14 protein-coding genes are annotated in these 16,294 nt (G+C 68.8%); 4 read left to right on the top strand and 10 right to left on the bottom strand.

Annotated features, from left to right (window positions below; all coding sequences use genetic code 11):
• Positions 1-70: 70 nt before the first annotated feature.
• The 6 genes from purH to sucC all read right to left on the bottom strand — a co-directional run bounded on the left by purH (position 71) and on the right by sucC (position 7,445).
• On the bottom strand, positions 71-1,753 hold the full coding sequence (gene purH, locus E3T22_RS04900) for a bifunctional phosphoribosylaminoimidazolecarboxamide formyltransferase/IMP cyclohydrolase (protein WP_134479919.1): 1,683 nt from the start codon (positions 1,751-1,753) through the stop codon (positions 71-73).
• Positions 1,750-2,343, bottom strand: a complete 594-nt coding sequence (gene purN, locus E3T22_RS04895) for a phosphoribosylglycinamide formyltransferase (protein WP_088458107.1) — start codon at positions 2,341-2,343, stop codon at positions 1,750-1,752. Before purN ends, purH begins: the two co-directional genes overlap by 4 nt.
• Positions 2,344-2,352: 9 nt before the next feature.
• A complete protein-coding gene (locus E3T22_RS04890) occupies positions 2,353-3,612 on the bottom strand; it encodes a DUF6350 family protein (RefSeq protein ID WP_134479921.1) in 1,260 nt (419 codons plus the stop codon).
• Positions 3,613-3,694: 82 nt separating this feature from the next.
• Positions 3,695-5,254: an APC family permease gene (locus E3T22_RS04885; protein WP_134479923.1), complete on the bottom strand. Its 1,560-nt coding sequence runs from the start codon at positions 5,252-5,254 to the stop codon at positions 3,695-3,697.
• A 124-nt stretch (positions 5,255-5,378) separates the two neighbouring features.
• Entirely contained in the window at positions 5,379-6,266 is an 888-nt protein-coding gene (gene sucD, locus E3T22_RS04880; RefSeq protein ID WP_088457117.1) for a succinate--CoA ligase subunit alpha, read from the bottom strand.
• A 9-nt stretch (positions 6,267-6,275) separates the two neighbouring features.
• Positions 6,276-7,445 carry an ADP-forming succinate--CoA ligase subunit beta gene (gene sucC, locus E3T22_RS04875; RefSeq protein WP_103432187.1) on the bottom strand — a complete coding sequence of 390 codons (1,170 nt, stop codon included), beginning with the start codon at positions 7,443-7,445 and terminating at the stop codon, positions 6,276-6,278.
• Between the two features lie 162 nt (positions 7,446-7,607).
• On the opposite strand from sucC, the gene E3T22_RS04870 reads away from it, so the two are divergent.
• Together E3T22_RS04870 and E3T22_RS04865 are read left to right on the top strand one after the other, a co-directional pair.
• Entirely contained in the window at positions 7,608-8,018 is a 411-nt protein-coding gene (locus E3T22_RS04870) for a DUF3054 domain-containing protein (protein ID WP_103459186.1), read from the top strand.
• A gap of 180 nt (positions 8,019-8,198) precedes the next feature.
• Positions 8,199-9,521 (top strand): DUF1254 domain-containing protein, encoded by a 1,323-nt coding sequence (locus E3T22_RS04865; RefSeq protein ID WP_134479925.1) that lies wholly within the window; start codon positions 8,199-8,201, stop codon positions 9,519-9,521.
• 130 nt (positions 9,522-9,651) lie between these two features.
• Here the strand turns inward: E3T22_RS04865 and E3T22_RS04860 are convergent, their stop codons facing one another.
• From E3T22_RS04860 to E3T22_RS04845, 4 genes are all read right to left on the bottom strand, one after another.
• Positions 9,652-9,876, bottom strand: coding sequence for a hypothetical protein (locus E3T22_RS04860; protein WP_133159732.1), 225 nt, complete (start codon positions 9,874-9,876; stop codon positions 9,652-9,654).
• A gap of 146 nt (positions 9,877-10,022) precedes the next feature.
• Entirely contained in the window at positions 10,023-11,117 is a 1,095-nt protein-coding gene (locus tag E3T22_RS04855; protein ID WP_241983597.1) for an FUSC family protein, read from the bottom strand.
• Positions 11,114-13,579: an ATP-dependent helicase gene (locus E3T22_RS04850; RefSeq protein ID WP_088457122.1), complete on the bottom strand. Its 2,466-nt coding sequence runs from the start codon at positions 13,577-13,579 to the stop codon at positions 11,114-11,116. Before E3T22_RS04850 ends, E3T22_RS04855 begins: the two co-directional genes overlap by 4 nt.
• Before the next feature lie 53 nt (positions 13,580-13,632).
• A complete protein-coding gene (locus tag E3T22_RS04845) occupies positions 13,633-14,670 on the bottom strand; it encodes a glycerophosphodiester phosphodiesterase family protein (RefSeq protein ID WP_134479927.1) in 1,038 nt (345 codons plus the stop codon).
• Between the two features lie 38 nt (positions 14,671-14,708).
• Here E3T22_RS04845 and E3T22_RS04840 point away from each other — a divergent pair, with 38 nt between their 5' ends.
• Positions 14,709-15,239 (top strand): hypothetical protein, encoded by a 531-nt coding sequence (locus tag E3T22_RS04840; RefSeq protein ID WP_134479928.1) that lies wholly within the window; start codon positions 14,709-14,711, stop codon positions 15,237-15,239.
• Between the two features lie 102 nt (positions 15,240-15,341).
• Positions 15,342-16,157 carry a Bax inhibitor-1/YccA family protein gene (locus E3T22_RS04835; RefSeq protein WP_134479930.1) on the top strand — a complete coding sequence of 272 codons (816 nt, stop codon included), beginning with the start codon at positions 15,342-15,344 and terminating at the stop codon, positions 16,155-16,157.
• The last annotated feature ends 137 nt before the right edge of the window (positions 16,158-16,294 follow it).

The following is a 16,294-nucleotide window of genomic DNA, read 5'->3' as shown; positions in this document are numbered from 1 at the left end:
AACGACGAACGCCGGGGCGACATCCGAGAGATACGGATGCCGCGCCCGGCGTCAGGTCACTGCCTCACGGTCAGTGGAAGAAGTGGCGCTCCCCGGTGAAGTACATCGACACACCGGCGGCCGTCGCCGCGGCGATGACCTCCTCGTCGCGCACCGAACCGCCGGGCTGCACGACCGCGGTCACGCCGGCCTCCAGCAGCACCTCGAGACCGTCGGCGAACGGGAAGAACGCGTCGGACGCGGCCACGGCGCCTTCGGCCCGCTCCCCCGCCCGACTTACGGCCAGGTGGCACGAATCGACCCGGTTGACCTGGCCCATGCCCACACCCACGGATGCGCCGGCGTGCGCGAGCAGGATCGCGTTGGACTTCACCGCACGGCAGGCCTTCCAGGCGAACTCGAGGTCGGCGCGCGTGGCGTCGTCGACCTCGGGGCCCGACACCAGGCGCCACTCGGAGGTGTCCAGGGTGTCGAAGGTGTCGGTCTCCTGCACGAGCAGGCCGCCGGAGATCTGGCGCAGCTCCAGCGACGAACGACGGTAGTCGGCCGGCAGCTCGAGCAGACGGATGTTCTTTTTCGCGCTGAGCAGCTCGAACGCGGCCGGCTCGAAGCCGGGCGCAACGAGCACCTCGGTGAAAATCTGGCTGACCGTCTCGGCCATACCCAGCGTGACGACGCGGTTGGCCGCGATGACCCCGCCGAACGCGGAGACCGGGTCGCAGTCATGCGCACGGTGGTGCGCAGACGCGATGGCGTCGGGGGCCTTGGGGTTCGCCACGGCGATGCCGCACGGGTTGGCGTGCTTGATGATCGCCACGGCCGGTTCGCTGAAGTCGAACGCGGCGCGCACGGCGGCATCCGCGTCGACGTAGTTGTTGTAGGACATCTCCTTGCCGTGCAGCTGCACGGCCTGGGCGATGCCCTGGCCGCCCTCGCCGAGGTAGAGAGCTGCGGCCTGGTGCGAGTTCTCGCCGTATCGCAGCACGGCCCCGCGGCTGGCTTCGATCGCGAGGGTCTCCGGGAACAGCAGGTCGGTGGGGTCATCGCTGTCGGCGCCGACGATGGAGTCGAACGCCTCGAGGATATCCTCGCCGAGCGACTCCGCGTCGTCCTGCCACTGGTCGTAGACGTTCTCGGTGAACCAGGCCGACACACTCAGGTCGTAGTTGGCGGTGTGTTCGAACGCGAGCGAGGCCAGCTTCTGCCGCAGCCGAAGGGTGCTGCCGCCGGCGCCGACGGCCGTGATGATCTCCGGGTAGTTCTCCGGGTCCACGACGATGGCCACGTTGGGGTGGTTCTTGGCGGAGGCACGCACCAGCGCCGGGCCGCCGATGTCGATCTGCTCGATCACGTCGGCGGGTTCCGCACCCGACTCTACGGTTTCGACGAACGGGTACAGGTTCACCACCACGAGCTGGAACGGGGCGATCGACAGGTCGGCGAGCTGGTTCTCGTGCGCCTCGAGGCGCAGGTCGGCGAGGATGCCGGCGTGCACGCTCGGGTGCAGGGTCTTCACCCGGCCGTCGAGCGACTCCGGGAACCCGGTGACGGCGGCGACATCCGTCACGTCGTGGCCGGCGTCACGGATGGTGGCGGCGGTGGAACCGGTGGAGACCATCTCGACCCCGGCGGCGGCCAGGGCGTTGGCCAGTTCGACCAGGCCGGTCTTGTCTGAAACCGAGATCAGCGCGCGCTGCACGGGAATGACGTCCCGGTCGCGGTAGAGGCTCCGGGCGTTGGTGTGACCGCTCATATGGGGGAATGCTCCTTGAGATCGACGTGTCCGTTGGCGATGTCGAGCACGGCCTGCACGAGCAGGCGGCGTTCGACGAGTTTGATGCGGTCGTGCAGCGAGTCCTGGGTGTCGTCGGTCAACACCGGCACCCGTTCCTGGCTCACGATCGGTCCGTCGTCCACGCCGTTGTCGACAACAATGATGCTGGCGCCCGTCTGGGTCGCCCCGGCGGCGAGCGCGTCGCGCACCCCGTGGGCGCCGGGGAACTCGGGCAGGTAGGCGGGATGGGTGTTGATCAGGTGCGGCGACAGTGCGCCGACGACCCGCGGCGGCAGCAGCCTCATGAAGCCGCTGAGCACGGTGAGGTCGGGCTCCCAGTGCTGGATCTGCTCGAGCAGCGCGTCGCCCCACGCGTCACGGTCGGCGTAGGAGGCGAACGGCACCGTGAAGGTCGGGATGCCGAATTCCTCGCCGAGAGCGAGCCCCTCGGCGTCGCGGTCTGCACCGATGGCGATCACCCGGGCGGGGAACTCCGCATCGGCGGACGCCTCGAGAAGCGCGCGCAGGTTCGAGCCTCCGCCGGAGATCAATACGACCAGTGACAGCACCATCCGAGCCTACCGTTTCGTTGAGAGTTCCTCGGCACCGGAGTCCGTGCTCCGGGCCCGTCGGCCACCGACGAGCATACCGAGTGCGGCGGCGATGCCCACCTCCAGGGCGGTCAACGCCCCGACGAGCAGCGGGTTGGGACCGACTTCGGCGAGCCGCCCCGGTCCCATCGCCCCGGTCGACCACCAGGCGAGCAGGCCAAGCAGGATGCCGGCGACAACGCCCATCAGGGCACCGGTGCCGAGCATCCGCGCCGTGCCGTGCAGGGCGTTGGCGCGCTTGTCGACGCTTTGCCGCACGAGCACCGCCACCACGAAGCCGATCAGCACCGGAACGAGCAGGCCCAGGAAACCGAACTCCAGGGTGCCGTTCGGCAGCGCGCCGAACAGCGGCAGGCCGGGCACGGAGCCGAGCGTCGTGCCGAGCGGGGAGACGCTGTTGCCGGTGCCGAGGGCGATCCCGGGGCCGACGAACCAGCTGGCCGCCCAGACGACGACGTTCGGGATGAAAGCGAGCTGCCCGATCGTGAGGGCGATGCCGCCCATCACCCCGGCCTGCAGAGTCTCGTAGAGCCCGATCACGGTGGCGAAATTGGCCAGCACCGACACGCACACGGCCACGGCGGAGACGACCATGATGCCGGCGGCGACGGCGGTGCCACCGCGGAGCGCGGTGCCGAGCTGGCTGCGCAGTTCGGCGGGGATCCGGGCCAGCTGGTTGGCGACCGGTCGTCTCACCCGGTCCGGCAGCACCGTCCCGGCCGTGCGGTTCGCACCGGCCAGGCCGATCAGCACACCGGTGGCGAAGACCAGGGTGGGCAGCAGGATGCCCTGCACCGGCGCCGGTGTGACGACGGCGGTTCCGGCGGAGAAGGTGAGCAGCGCGGCGAGCATCCCATAACTGAGCACGGCCACACCTGCCGCGGTGAGGCTGTACTCGGTGCCGGCGGCGCGGCGGCCGGTGCGCACACCCAACAGCACCGAGAGCAGGGCGAAACCGAGCAGCGCGATGCTCAGGGTGAACGGCAGTTCTGCGCCGGCCAGGCCCAGCGAGGCCGAGACGTCGACAGGCAGCTGCACCGCGAGGTCGACGCCGTTGCCGAGCAGCCAGACGTCCACGGCGGCACGCCAGAAGACGAACCAGTCGATGCCCAGACCGTAGTGGGTGCCCCACAGGATCGTGAGCGGCACCAGGGCGATGCCCACTCCGATGGCGACGACAATGAGCGCCTCGAGCGCGGCGAGCAGTGCAGTCGTTATACGGTTCATATCCGAGAGGGAGCTTATCCTGGCCCGGCTTCGGGTTCGTCGTACCCCGCCGGGCTCGGGCCGAATCCCCGGCGAATCCGCCTTAGATCCCGCCGTCCACCGACCGGATCACCGGCAGATCCTCGTCGGGCACCAGCACCGCGGTGTCCCGGTTGAGCGACTCGCCGCGGAAGAACGGCTTGGCGCCGGCGAAGAACGACCAGACGATCATCAGCAGCACCCCGAACAACAGCGACCCGACGCCGACCACGAAGACACCGCCGACGCCGAACAGCACCGTGTAGCCGTAGTCGGGATCGAGCATGTCCCACACCGAGAACCCGAACGCCGCGGTGAGCAGCAGCGACCCGAGCAGCGGGAAGACGAAGCGCATCCAGGCGTTGCGCCAGCTGGTGAACAGGTCGTGCCGGAAGTACCAGACGCAGGCGTAGCCGGTGATGGCGTAGTAGAACGCGATCGCCAGGCCCAGGGAGAGGATGGTGTCGTTGAGGATGTTGGAGCTGACCAGGGTCATTCCCACGTAGAAGGCCACCGCGACGATGCCCATGATCAGGGTGGAGAAGGACGGGGTGTGGAAGCGCGGGTGTACCTGGGCGAACCGGCTCGGCAGGGCCTTGTAGACGGCCATCGCGAGGGTTCCCCGGGCGGTGGGCAGGATGGTGGTCTGGGTCGACGAGATCGCCGAGATCATCACGGCGGCCACGAGCAGCCAGGCCCACGGCCCGAACACGGCGTCCTTGAGCGCAAAGAAGACGTCATCGGCGTTGCCCTCGTTGCCGAGGCCGAATCCCTCGGTGCCGAGGCCGGCGTAGGCCATGGCCGCGACGGCGACGCCCACGTAGGTGACCAGCAGGATGATCGTGGTCAGCACCGCCGCCTGGCCCGGGATCCGTTTGGGATCCTTGGTCTCCTCGTTCAGCGACAGGCAGGTGTCCCAGCCCCAGTAGATGAACAGGGCCAGCAGCACGCCCTCGACAAGGCCGGAGAACGAGGTGAGGGCGAACGGGTTGAACCACTCCGCCTGCGGGGTGGTCGAGCCGGCCGGGGCGGTGCCGTCGAACACTGCCCACAGGGTGAACACCGTGAAGAGGATCAGCGCCAGGTACTGGAAGCCCAGCAGCACGTTCTGCAGCTTTTCGCCGATCTCGATGCCCCGGTAGCTCACCCACACCATCAGAGCGATGAATACCACCCCGGTGAGGGTCACGAGAAGCGCGTTCTCGGCCAGGTCCGGCGCCACCAGCAGCCAGAAGTAGATTCCGCCGATCTGGGCGAGGTTGCCGAGCACCACGATGCCGGCCACCGCCACGCCCCAGCCGCCCATCCAGCCCACCCACGGGCCGAACGCCTTGGTCGCCCAGGTGAACGTCGTGCCGCAGTCGGGGATGTCCCGGTTCAGCTCCCGGTAGGCGAACGCCACCAGCAGCATCGGGATGAACGCGATGACGAACACCACGGGGGCCTGCGCACCCACGGCGAGCACCACAAAACCCAGCGTGGCGGCCAGGGAGTACACCGGGGCCGTGGAAGCGAGCCCGATGACCGTGGAGCCGAATAGGCCCAGCGTTCCGGCGGCCAGGCCCTTGCCCGAGGCGGGGGCGGGCTCGGGCCGGACCGGGGCCGTGGCGTCGTTGCGGGACATGGTCCTCCGATCGAAGGCCGCGGCATCCGCTTGTGCGGGTACACGCGTGCGTGCATAGTACTCGCCGCCCCGCGCGCGACAAAGGGCCCGCCGGATCGGCGGGCCCTTCGTCGTTCGGTGCGGTCTACAGCGCGGCGAGGACCTCGCGCAGCAGGGTCGCGGTCTCGCTCGGCGTCTTGCCGACCTTGACCCCGGCAGCCTCGAGGGCCTCCTTCTTTCCCTGCGCGGTTCCTGCCCCGTCGGAGACGATGGCGCCGGCGTGGCCCATGGTCTTGCCCTCCGGTGCGGTGAAGCCGGCCACATAGCCCACGACAGGCTTGGTGACGTGTGCCTTGATGTACTCGGCGGCCTTCTCCTCGGCGTCGCCGCCGATCTCGCCGATCATGACGATCGCGAGGGTCTCCGGGTCGGCCTCGAACGCGGCGAGCGCGTCGATGTGGGTGGTGCCGATGATCGGGTCGCCGCCGATGCCGATGGCGGTGGAGAAGCCCAGGTCGCGCAGCTCGTACATCATCTGGTAGGTCAGGGTGCCCGACTTGGAGACCAGGCCGACCGGTCCCTTGCCGGTGATGTTCGCCGGCGTGATGCCCACGAGCGCCTCACCGGGCGTGATGATGCCGGGGCAGTTCGGCCCGATGATGCGGGTCTTGTTGCCCTTCTCCTGGGCGTAGGCCCAGAACTCGGCGGAGTCCTGCACGGGCACGCCCTCGGTGATGATCACGAGCAGGCCGATTTCGGCGTCGATCGCTTCGAGAACAGCGTCCTTGGTGAAGGCCGGCGGCACGAACGCGATGGAGACATCCGCGCCGGTCTTCTCCATGGCTTCGGCAACCGTGCCGAAGACGGGCAGTTCGACGTCGCCGTGGGTGACGGTGGTGCCGGCCTTGCGGGCGTTGACGCCGCCGACGATCTGGGTACCGGCCTTGAGCATCAGGGCGGTGTGCTTGGTGCCCTCGCCGCCGGTGATGCCCTGAACGATGACCTTGGAGTCCTTGTTGAGGAAGATTGACATTCTGTTCCCTTACTTCGCGGCGTTGGCGAGTTCGGCGGCCTTGGCGGCGCCCTCGTCCATGGTGGCGGCCAGGGTGACCAGCGGGTGGTTGGCCTCGTTGAGGATGCGGCGGCCTTCTTCGACGTTGTTGCCGTCGAGGCGCACCACGAGGGGCTTGTTCGCGGCGTCGCCGAGGGTGGCGAGCGCGCCGACGATGCCGTGGGCCACGGCGTCGCAGGCGGTGATGCCGCCGAAGACGTTGACGAAGACGCTCTTGACCTGCGGGTCACCGAGAATCACGTCGAGGCCGGCGGCCATGACGGCAGCGGATGCTCCGCCGCCGATGTCGAGGAAGTTGGCCGGCTTGACGCCGCCGTGCTCCTCGCCGGCGTAGGCGACCACGTCGAGGGTGGACATGACCAGCCCGGCGCCGTTGCCGATGATGCCGACCTCGCCGTCGAGCTTCACGTAGTTGAGGTCGTTCTGCTTGGCCTTGGCCTCGAGCGGGTCGGCGGCGGCCTTGTCCTCGAGCGCGGCGTGGCCCGGGTGGCGGAAGCCGGCGTTCTCGTCGATGGTGACCTTGCCGTCCAGGGCGATGATGTCGCCCTCTTCGGTGAGCACCAGCGGGTTGACCTCGACGAGGGTGGCGTCTTCGCCGGCGAACACGCTATACAGCTGCACGAAGACCGGGGCGACCTTGTCAACCAGCTCGGCCGGGAACTTCGCCTGGACGGCGATCTCCTTGGCCTTGGCCAGGTCGATGCCGGCGGTGGGGTCGATGGCCACGTAGGCGAGAGCCTCGGGCTTCTCCACCGCGAGGACCTCGATCTCCACGCCGCCCTCGTAGCTGGCGAGCGAGAGGTAGGAGCGGTTGGAACGGTCCAGCAGCACGGAGAAGTAGAACTCCTGCTTGATGCGGGCTCCCCCGGCGACCATCACCCGGTGCACGGTGTGCCCCTTGATGTCCAGGCCCAGAATGGCGCGCCCGGCGGCTTCGGCTTCATCCGGGGTCTTGGCGACCTTCACGCCGCCGGCCTTGCCGCGGCCGCCGACCTTGACCTGCGCCTTGACGACGACGACACCGCCGAGCTTCTCGGCTGCGGCGCGCACCTCCTCGGGCGTGTCTGCGATGATGCCCGGCAGAACCGGGACTCCATACTGCTCAAACAGGTCTCTGGCCTGGTATTCGTAAAGATCCACGCTGCTCTTCCAATCCGCGTCATAGCGTTCCGTGCATGGGGTAGGTGTGGTCTGGCTCCCGGCGCGAAACTAGCTCGACGTCGAGAGATACTGACCATCTCAAACTCTACCTTCTCAGATGAGCGGCCGTGCCCGCTGGCCGAGCGCCGGTATTCTGGGCCCATGCCGTATCGCAATGCCAGCCTCGCCCTCGTTTCGCTTGCGGCAGGTCTGGATGCGGCCATGCTGCTGCTCTTCGTGGTGATCGGTCGGGCCAGCCACGGTGAGGGCCTCTGGGGCGTGCTGGGCACCTTGTGGCCGTTCCTGGCCGGTCTGGTCGTTGCCTGGCTGGTTCTGACGGCCCGGCGCACACCGCTGCGGATCGTCTGGACCGGGGTGGGCGTGTGGCTGATCACCGTAGTCGTGGCGATGCTGCTACGAGTCGTCAGCGGTCAGGGCGTGCAGCTCAGCTTTGTGATTGTGACCTTCCTCGTCCTCGGGGTGTTCCTGCTCGGTTGGCGCGCCATCGCGCTGCTGGTGCAACGCCAGCGCCGCCGCGGCGCATCCGTAGAGGGCTCCCGCGTCGCCGGTTGAGCCTGCCCTCGCGGGTTGAGCGTGTCGAAACCCGGTGACGTGCCTGCGATACCCGGCCCGCTCGCGCGCCCCGACCCCGCCGATGCCCTGTGCCCGGCCGCCGGGCTGGGCCACAATATCTGCGAACGGTTCGCTCGCCCTGGCATCCCCGGGTGGCCCGACCCCGCAGGAGGATCACTCATGAGCACCCTGTCGATCGACCCGAAGACCCTGGCCGAGGAGGCCTACCTCTACCTGTACCCGCTGGTGTTGATGGAGGTCACCCGGCAGCAGAGCATCAACACGGCGCCGGGACGGATCTTCGGCCGGGGTCCCGAGAACACCTTCGTGCATACCCGCAGCTTCCCGGCGGCCGAGTTCCGCGACGTCGTGCGGCCCAACTTCGACACCCTGTATTCGATCGCCTGGCTCGAGCTCGGCGCGGGCCCTGTCGTGATCCACCTGCCCGACACAGCCGACCGCTACTACCTGTTGCCCCTGATCGACATGTGGACCGAGGTCTTCGCCAACCCGGGCAAGCGCACCACGGGGACCGCGGCGCTGGACATCCTCGTGGTGCCGCCCGGCTGGTCGGGCGAGCCGCCGGACGGCCACGCGCTCATCCAGGCGCCCACCCCGCGCGTCTGGGTCGTGGGCCGGTTCCAGACCAACGGTGTCGACGACTACCCGGTGGTGCGGGCGCTGCAAGACCAGCTGTCGCTCACCCTGCCGCCGGAATACGTGGAGTTTCCGCTCGACCCGACGGTGGACTCAACCACTCCGCCGTTGCGCACGGTGGCCCAGCTGAGCGGCGTGGAGTTCTTCCGCCGCGCCGCCTCGGCGTTGCGGACCGTGCCGGTGCACGGGACCGACTTCTCGGTCCTGGCCCGGATCCGGCACCTCGGCATCGTGCCGGGTCTGTCCTTCGACAGCGCGCGGCTGGATGCGGCGGACACCGCGTTGTTGGAGGACGGGGTGGCCGAGGCCAGGGCGACCATGCTGGCCACCCTGCCGCTGCTGGGCCGGCGCGTGAACGGCTGGTTGCTCAACGTGGAGACCATGGGCAACTACGGCAACGACTACCTCAAGCGCGCCGTGGTCGCGCTGGTGGGCCTCGGCGCGAACCCGCCGGAGGACGCGGTCTACCCGATCCTCATGACGGATGCCGACGGCCGGCCCCTCGACGGCGGGAACCGCTATCGGCTGCATTTCGAGAGGCACGAGCTGCCGCCCGTCGACGCGTTCTGGTCCCTGACCATGTACGACGCGGACGGTTTCCCGGCCGCCAACCCGATCGACAGGTACGCGATCGGCGACAGGGATGCGCTGCACTACAACGCCGACGGGTCCCTCGACCTGATCCTGCAGCACGAGCGACCGGCGGATGACTTGATCGCCAACTGGCTGCCGGCGCCGCTGGGGCCGCTCGGGGTGACGATGCGCCTGTACGGCCCTCGCCGCGAGGTGCTCGACGGCGCCTGGGTGCCCCCGGCGGTCACCCGGCTTGAGGTAAGGAAAAGGTGACTTTACCAGGACGGGATCGGACGCAGCATCCCTTTTTTTAGACGGATGTCCTGATCAACGGCCGTCAGCCGCACGAGGCCCCGCACGAGCAGTCGCCCAGGCGCGACGCTGCCGATCCGTCCCACCAGGGTCAGCGGTCGACGGACTCGTCATCGTCAGTGTCGTCGCCGAGGTCGACGAGCCGGTTGTCGGCGTCGTCGCCCCACTCGTCGGTGGTCTCCACGTCGGTCGGCGCGATGTCCTCGGCGTTGGGAAGCAGCTCTTCGTCCGCGGGGATCTCAAGGTCGTCGACGACGCGGTTATCGTCGAGCGCCTCGGGGTCGTGCGGCCACAGGCCGTCGGATTCCTGGGTCATGATCGAACCTCCTTCGGACGCGAGCCGACGCTGAACGGTGCGGGTATCGGGTGACCGGGACGGCTGCAGTGCGCGGGTCCCGGTGCAGGACACCGTACCGTCGTCGGTGGTCGGCGACAAGGCGTCGGTGGCCCACACGGCACGGGTCAGAGTGGGGTGCCGGCGCGCCGGGCCAGGCCCGCGCGGGTGGCGACCACGATCACCAGGGCGACGGCGCCGCCCAGAACCGTTTCCACGACCCTGTCGACCAGAAGGTCCGACACCGGCACCGGGCTGCCCAGGTGCGACACCGTCAGCGCCAGCGGTGTGATGAACAGCAGCGCGGCACCGTAGTGTTTGCCCACCAGGATCTCGGCGCCGAACTGGCCGATCGCGATCACCAGGATCAACACCCAGACGGGCGGGCCCGGCAACAGCACCAACCCCGTCACCAGGACCCCGAGCGCGGTGCCGAAAATACGGTGGAACGCGCGGGAGGTGGAGTGCCTGGCGCCGGGCGGCGGCAAGACTGCCACCACGCTCACCACCGCCCAGTACGGATGACCGATGCCCACGAGAATGGCCAGGCCGCCGGCGACCAGGCTGCCCACCACCATCTGCCCGATCGACAGCCAGACCCGGCCGTCACGGTACGCGGTCGGGTTGAGGCGGGGCTGCCTCGGCAGCTGCTTGAACAGCGGGGCCGACCGCTCCGGCGCGGCCCTGCGCAGCAGAGCGCCCGACATCGTCACCAGCCAAGCGAAGGCGGCACCGGCCACGCCCACGAGCAGCCGGGTCAGCACCTGGTCGGGCTCGGTGGGCACCTGGGCGCACACCGTGTAGGCGAACACGAAGAACAGCGGCGTGCCGGGGAACAGTCCCATCGTGTTGACCAGCAGCACTCCGAGAACCAACACCACGATCAGGCCCAGCGTCAGCAGGCCGAGCGGCGCCCCGAGCGCCGCCAACAGCAACCCGAAACCGATGCTGCAGACCATCCCCACGGCCGCCACGCTCACCGACCTGGCCCGCAGCCGGTACGGTTCGCTGCGTCCGAACAGGGCCGTCATGCCGCCGAACGAGGCGTACACGGCCCAGTCGATGCGCCCGGCAAGCACCAGCACGATGAGCGGAATCACCATAGCCAGCGTCGCCCGGGTGGCGACCTCCAGGTCGAGGGCGCGCAGGGACCGCGCCCACTGCCTCAGTGTCTCGGGCCGGGAGCGGGCATCCGCTGAATCGTCGTGGTGTGGCGCCGTCACTCGATCTTCTCGATCGGGGCGATCTTGATCAAGAGCTTCTTCGCCCCGCTGGTGTCGAACTGCACGTGCGCGATGCGTTTGGTGCCTTCGCCGGTGACCTGGTTGACCTTGCCGTCACCGAAGTCGACGTGACGGATGCGGTCTCCCGCGTTCAGGCTGAGGTCACCGTTGTCGCGCACCTGCGCGGTGACCCGGTTGGCCCACTCGGTCTTCGGCTTGGGTGCCGGCGGCAGCTGGCCCGGGGTGCCGCTGCGGCTGCCGAAGCCGCCGCCGTCGCGGCGCGCGTTGAGCGCCCGTGGCTGGGTGCCGCCGCGGGAATTGGCCATGCCGGGCGACTGTTTCCAGTCGATCAGCGTGGCCGGGATCTCCTGCAGGTAGCGGCTGGGCATGGCCACGTTGACCTCGCCGAACTGGGCGCGGGTCATCGCCAGCGACAGGTAGAGCCGCTGCCGGGCCCGGGTGATGCCCACGTAGAAGAGACGCCGTTCCTCGGCGGGCCCGCCGGGTTCACCGGCCGACATCTGGTGCGGCAGCAGCCCCTCCTCGACGCCGGTGAGGAACACGGCCTCGTATTCGAGGCCCTTGGCGGTGTGCAGCGTCATCAGCGACACGGTGCCGGAGGCGTCGTCGAGGTCGTCGGCGGCCGCGACGAGGGACACCTGGGTGAGGAAGTCGACCAGGCCGGCGTCGGGGTTCTCCCGGTTGAAGTCCTTGGTCTGGGCGACGAGCTCCTCGATGTTCTCCGCCCGCACCTCGTCCTGCGCGTCGCGGCTGGCGCGCAGCACCGCGAGCAGACCGCTGCCGTCGAGCAGGAAGGTGAGCAGGTCGCTGACGTTGGCGGCTCCGGCCGGGTTCTCCGGGTCCATCATGAGGGCGGCCGAATCGAGCAGGGTTGCCAGCTGCAGAATCGCGCCGGTCACCTTGGGCCCCAGGCCCAGCCCGCCGGAGTCGCGCATGGCCTGGCGGAAGGAGATGCCGTTGGTCTCGGCGAAGCTGGCCAGCTGGGTTTCGGTGGCCGGGCCGATGCCGCGCTTGGGGGTGTTCAGGATGCGGCGGAGCGCCAGTTCGTCCAGCGGGTTGGCGACGGCGACGAGGTAGGCCAGCGCATCCTTGATCTCGGCGCGTTCGTAGAACTTGGTGCCGCCGACGACGCGGTACGGCACCGCGGCGCGTACCAGGATTTCTTCCAGCGCACGGGTCTGCGCGTTGGTGCGGTAGAACACCGCCATGTCGCGGTAGGCCATACCAGCGCGGTGCAGCACCTCGATCTCGTCGGCCACGAATTGGGCCTCGTCGTGCCCGTTGTACGCGGTGTAGCCCACGATCTTCTCGCCGTCGCCGCCGGCGCTCCAGAGCCGCTTCTCGCGGCGGTCGAAGTTGTTGCCGATCACGGCGTTCGCGGCCGAGAGGATGTTCTGGGTGGAGCGGTAGTTCTGCTCGAGCAGGATCACCTTGGTGCCGGGGAAGTCCCGTTCGAACTCGGTGATGTTGCGGCTGGAGGCGCCGCGGAACGCGTAGATGGACTGGTCGGAGTCGCCGACGACGGTCAGCGACGCACCGGGGATCTGGCCGGAGGCATCCTGCAGGTTCTTGACGTGCAGGCCCGCATCCTCCATGTCGTCGGCCAGTTCGGCGTCGACAGGGCGGGTGAGCTCACGCACCAGCGCGTACTGGGCGTGGTTGGTGTCCTGGTATTCGTCGACCAGGATGTGCCGGAACCGGCGCCGGTACAGTGCCGCGACCTTGGGGAAGGCCCGGAACAGGAACACGGTCTCGCCGATCAGGTCGTCGAAGTCGAGGGCGCTGGCCGCGCGCAGCCGCCGCGTGTACTGGCGGAAGATCTCGACGAACATGACCTCCTGCGGGTCGCTCATGTTCGCGTTGCGGGCGTAGGAATCGACATCCGCCAGCTCGTTCTTGAGCTTGGAGATCTTGGACGCCACGTTGCCGGGTGTGAAGCCGAGGGTATCGGCGTCGAGCTGTTTGATGATGCGTTTGATGGTGACCTTGGAGTCGGCCGAGTCGTAGATGCTGAAGTTCGCCGACAGTCCCGCGCTCTCGGCCTCGCGGCGCAGGATGCGCACGCACGAGGAGTGGAAGGTGCTGATCCACATGCCGTCGGATGCCTGACCGAGCAGGGCCTTCACTCGTTCGCGCATCTCGGCGGCGGCCTTGTTGGTGAACGTGATCGCCAGGATCTGGCTGGGCCACGCCTCGCGGGTCTCGATCAGGCCGGCGACCCGGCGGGTGAGCACGCTGGTCTTGCCCGAGCCGGCGCCGGCGACGATCAGCAGGGCCGGGCCGCGGTACTTGACGGCCTCGAGCTGCTGCGGGTTGAGGCCGTCGAAGAGCGGGCTCTGCTGCTCGGAACCGGCGTCGGGGCCCGCTCGTCCGTCGAGGATGATCGGGGTCGCGGACGCCCTGGTCGCGGGGGCGTTGGGCAGGTCTGGAGACAAAGTCATGGCCAGCCAATTCTAGGCGCAGCCGCCGACATCCGCCCCGCGGCGGGTAGGGGTCAGGCGGGTGAGAGCGGATGCGGCAGCCCGGCGGACAGCCCGTCGCGCACGTGTACCGCCAGGTCGGGCTGGTCGGCGAAGACCCCGTCGATGCCGGTGTCCATGATGGTGCGGAACTCGGCCTGCCAGTTGCCGAAGTCGGCCTTGCGGGTGCCGACCCTGAAGCTGGGGGCCAGGAACCGGTTCTCCGGTCGCAGCGTCCAGGTGTAGATCGCCAGGCCGGCGGCGTGGGCGGCGTCCACCAGGTCTGAGGCGCCGTCGATGTTGCCGTCAGGGCCGGTGTGCAGGATGAGGGATTTGGGCACGCTGATGCCGTCGAGCTGGTGGCCGAGCTGGTACAGCGCCAGGTCGGTGAGGTAATCCGCGTAGGTGGTGGCCCGGTCGCCGAACCTGGCAACGAGATCGGCGGGTGCTCCGCTGGCCTCGAGCAGGAACACCCGACGGCCGAAGACGCCGCGCGCCTGCACCTGGGCCAGCACCGTGCGTTCGAAGCTCTCGATGGTGACCCGGCCCTCCCCGGTGTTCCAGCCGGCTTCGTTGACCTCGGCGGCGAACAGTTCGTCCAGCGGCAGCCCGATGGACTCGAAGTAGCTGGCGTGCTTGATCTCGGCGACAACGCCGAGCTCCCGATCCAACGGCGCCTCCACCCGATCAACCAGACGGAACACATCGCGCAGCCGCAGGATCGGGAAGAGTCCGTCGAAGCTGGCGCTCAGGCCGCGCAGGGCGGGCAGCCGCTCGCGGGCGCGCAGGGTGCGCAGCTCCGCCCAGGTGAAGTCCTCGGTGAACCAGCCGGTCATGGCGACACCGTCGATCACCTTCTCCGTGCGGCGGCCGGCGAATTCGGGGTGGGAGGCCACATCCGTCGTGCCGGAGATCTCGTTCTCGTGCCGCACCACCAGCACGCCGTCCTTGGTGGCGACGATGTCGGGCTCGACGGCGTCGGCGCCCAGGGCGAACGCGAGCCTGTAGGCGGCTTCGGTGTGCTCCGGGCGGTAGCCGCTGGCACCGCGGTGAGCGATCACGAGGGGTGGCATGTCCCAAGGTTAGCCGCGGCCTGCCAGAATCTTGTGTTGTGACCACCTGGATCGACCCGACACCCCGCGTTCGCTGGGGCGACCCCCGATGGCGGTATGCGGTGGGCCTCCTGATGATCCTGCTCGGCGCGGCCCTGACCAACATGGTCAGCACCTACAGCCTGTGGTTCGTGGTGGTCGGGCCCTGCGCGCAGCTGCTCGGCTGGCTGATCCTGCCCGGTGCCCTCTGGCGCCGGCTGGTCGTGATCCTGCCGTGCCTGCTGGCCGCGCTCGTGCTCATCGCCGGCCCGGATTTCGCGGGAGCATTCGCGGTGTTGCTGGCCGGATGGCTGTTCACCCGGCACCGGCCGGGGCGCAGCTATCTGGCCCTGATCCCGGTGATCGTCCTGAGCTTCGTGCTCAAGGGCGCCCTGAACGAGTACAGCCAGCACTGGATTGGGCTGCTGAGCGGTTCTCTGGCCAGTGTGGCGTGCGCCTGGTTGGGCTGGGCGCTGGCGCTCTGGCGTCAACGCGAGATGGCCGCCGGGCCCGCCGCAGCCACCGTTCCCGACCCGGTCAAGGCTGAGTAGACTCTCAGCAAACTACGGGTTGATCCGGTAGATTTGTGGCACAGACTCGCGCGTCGGACACCGGCGCGCACCCCTCACCAGCTGATTGTTAGGCAGGAAACCATGGCTACCTCCAACCCCGCATTTAGAAACGCCGCGTTCGGCGCTCCCGGCGCCGTTGCTACGTCCAAGGTGCTCTCCGACAACGACCTGCAGGCGCTCTACAACTCGCCCTCCGCCGGTTCGCAGGACACCGACCGGATGACCTACGAGGACACCATCGGGAAGACCGTCCTGGCCTTCGCGATCCTGCTGGCCGCCGCGGCGACAGCGTGGGTGCTCACCCCGGTGATGCCGTTCCTGGTCATCCTCGGTGCGATCGGCGGGCTCGTGCTCGGCCTGGTCAACGCCTTCAAGAAAGAGCCGTCGCCGCCCCTGATCCTCGCCTACGCAGCGCTTGAGGGACTGTTCGTCGGTGGCATCTCCCGCATCTTCGAGCAGATCGCCCCCGGGGTCGTCGTGCAGGCCGTCATCGCCACCCTCGTGGTCGTCGGTGTCACCCTGGCGCTGTTCTCCAGCGGCAAGATCCGCGCCTCGAAGCGGGCCACCAAGGTGTTCCTCATCGCGATGGTCGGCTACGCGGTCTTCTCCCTGGTCAACTTCGGCATGATGATGTTCGGCGCCGTCGACGGTGCGTTCGGCATGCGCAGCGGCACCATCGCGATCGCCGGTTTCGAGATCAAGCTGGGCCTGCTCATCGGGGTGCTGGCCGTGCTGATGGCGGCGTACTCCCTCGTGCTCGACTTCGACTTCATCCAGAAGGGCGTCAATAACCGCGCTCCCCGCAAGTACGGCTGGAGTGGCGCGTTCGGCATCATGGTCACGGTCGTCTGGCTCTACATCGAGCTGCTGCGCATCTTCATGATCGCCCGCGAGTAGCGCTCCCCCGCACACCCCGAAAGGGCCGGCCCACCTCGGGCCGGCCCTTTCGTCGTCTCGCAGGCGCCAGCGCCCAGTTTGGGCTAAGCGGGCTAGGCGCCGTTATGCGGGTGGCGCGCCACCCGCAGAGCGGCGCC

This window comes from Cryobacterium sp. TMB3-10, from assembly GCF_004402305.1.
Lineage (GTDB): Bacteria > Actinomycetota > Actinomycetes > Actinomycetales > Microbacteriaceae > Cryobacterium > Cryobacterium zongtaii.
The sequence above is the reverse complement of the archived record's forward strand: the minus strand, read 5'-3'. Positions and strand labels throughout refer to the sequence as shown.

What these genes read in the sequence shown, in the direction of transcription:
- E3T22_RS04860 (WP_133159732.1), bottom strand. Translation starts at nt 9,876, where the DNA reads ATGACCCAGGAATCCGACGGCCTGTGGCCGCACGACCCCGAGGCGCTC.
- E3T22_RS04835 (WP_134479930.1), top strand. Translation starts at nt 15,342, where the DNA reads ATGGCTACCTCCAACCCCGCATTTAGAAACGCCGCGTTCGGCGCTCCC.
- purH (WP_134479919.1), bottom strand. Translation starts at nt 1,753, where the DNA reads ATGAGCGGTCACACCAACGCCCGGAGCCTCTACCGCGACCGGGACGTC.
- E3T22_RS04885 (WP_134479923.1), bottom strand. Translation starts at nt 5,254, where the DNA reads ATGTCCCGCAACGACGCCACGGCCCCGGTCCGGCCCGAGCCCGCCCCC.
- E3T22_RS04870 (WP_103459186.1), top strand. Translation starts at nt 7,608, where the DNA reads ATGCCGTATCGCAATGCCAGCCTCGCCCTCGTTTCGCTTGCGGCAGGT.
- E3T22_RS04845 (WP_134479927.1), bottom strand. Translation starts at nt 14,670, where the DNA reads ATGCCACCCCTCGTGATCGCTCACCGCGGTGCCAGCGGCTACCGCCCG.
- sucD (WP_088457117.1), bottom strand. Translation starts at nt 6,266, where the DNA reads ATGTCAATCTTCCTCAACAAGGACTCCAAGGTCATCGTTCAGGGCATC.
- E3T22_RS04865 (WP_134479925.1), top strand. Translation starts at nt 8,199, where the DNA reads ATGAGCACCCTGTCGATCGACCCGAAGACCCTGGCCGAGGAGGCCTAC.
- E3T22_RS04890 (WP_134479921.1), bottom strand. Translation starts at nt 3,612, where the DNA reads ATGAACCGTATAACGACTGCACTGCTCGCCGCGCTCGAGGCGCTCATT.
- E3T22_RS04850 (WP_088457122.1), bottom strand. Translation starts at nt 13,579, where the DNA reads ATGACTTTGTCTCCAGACCTGCCCAACGCCCCCGCGACCAGGGCGTCC.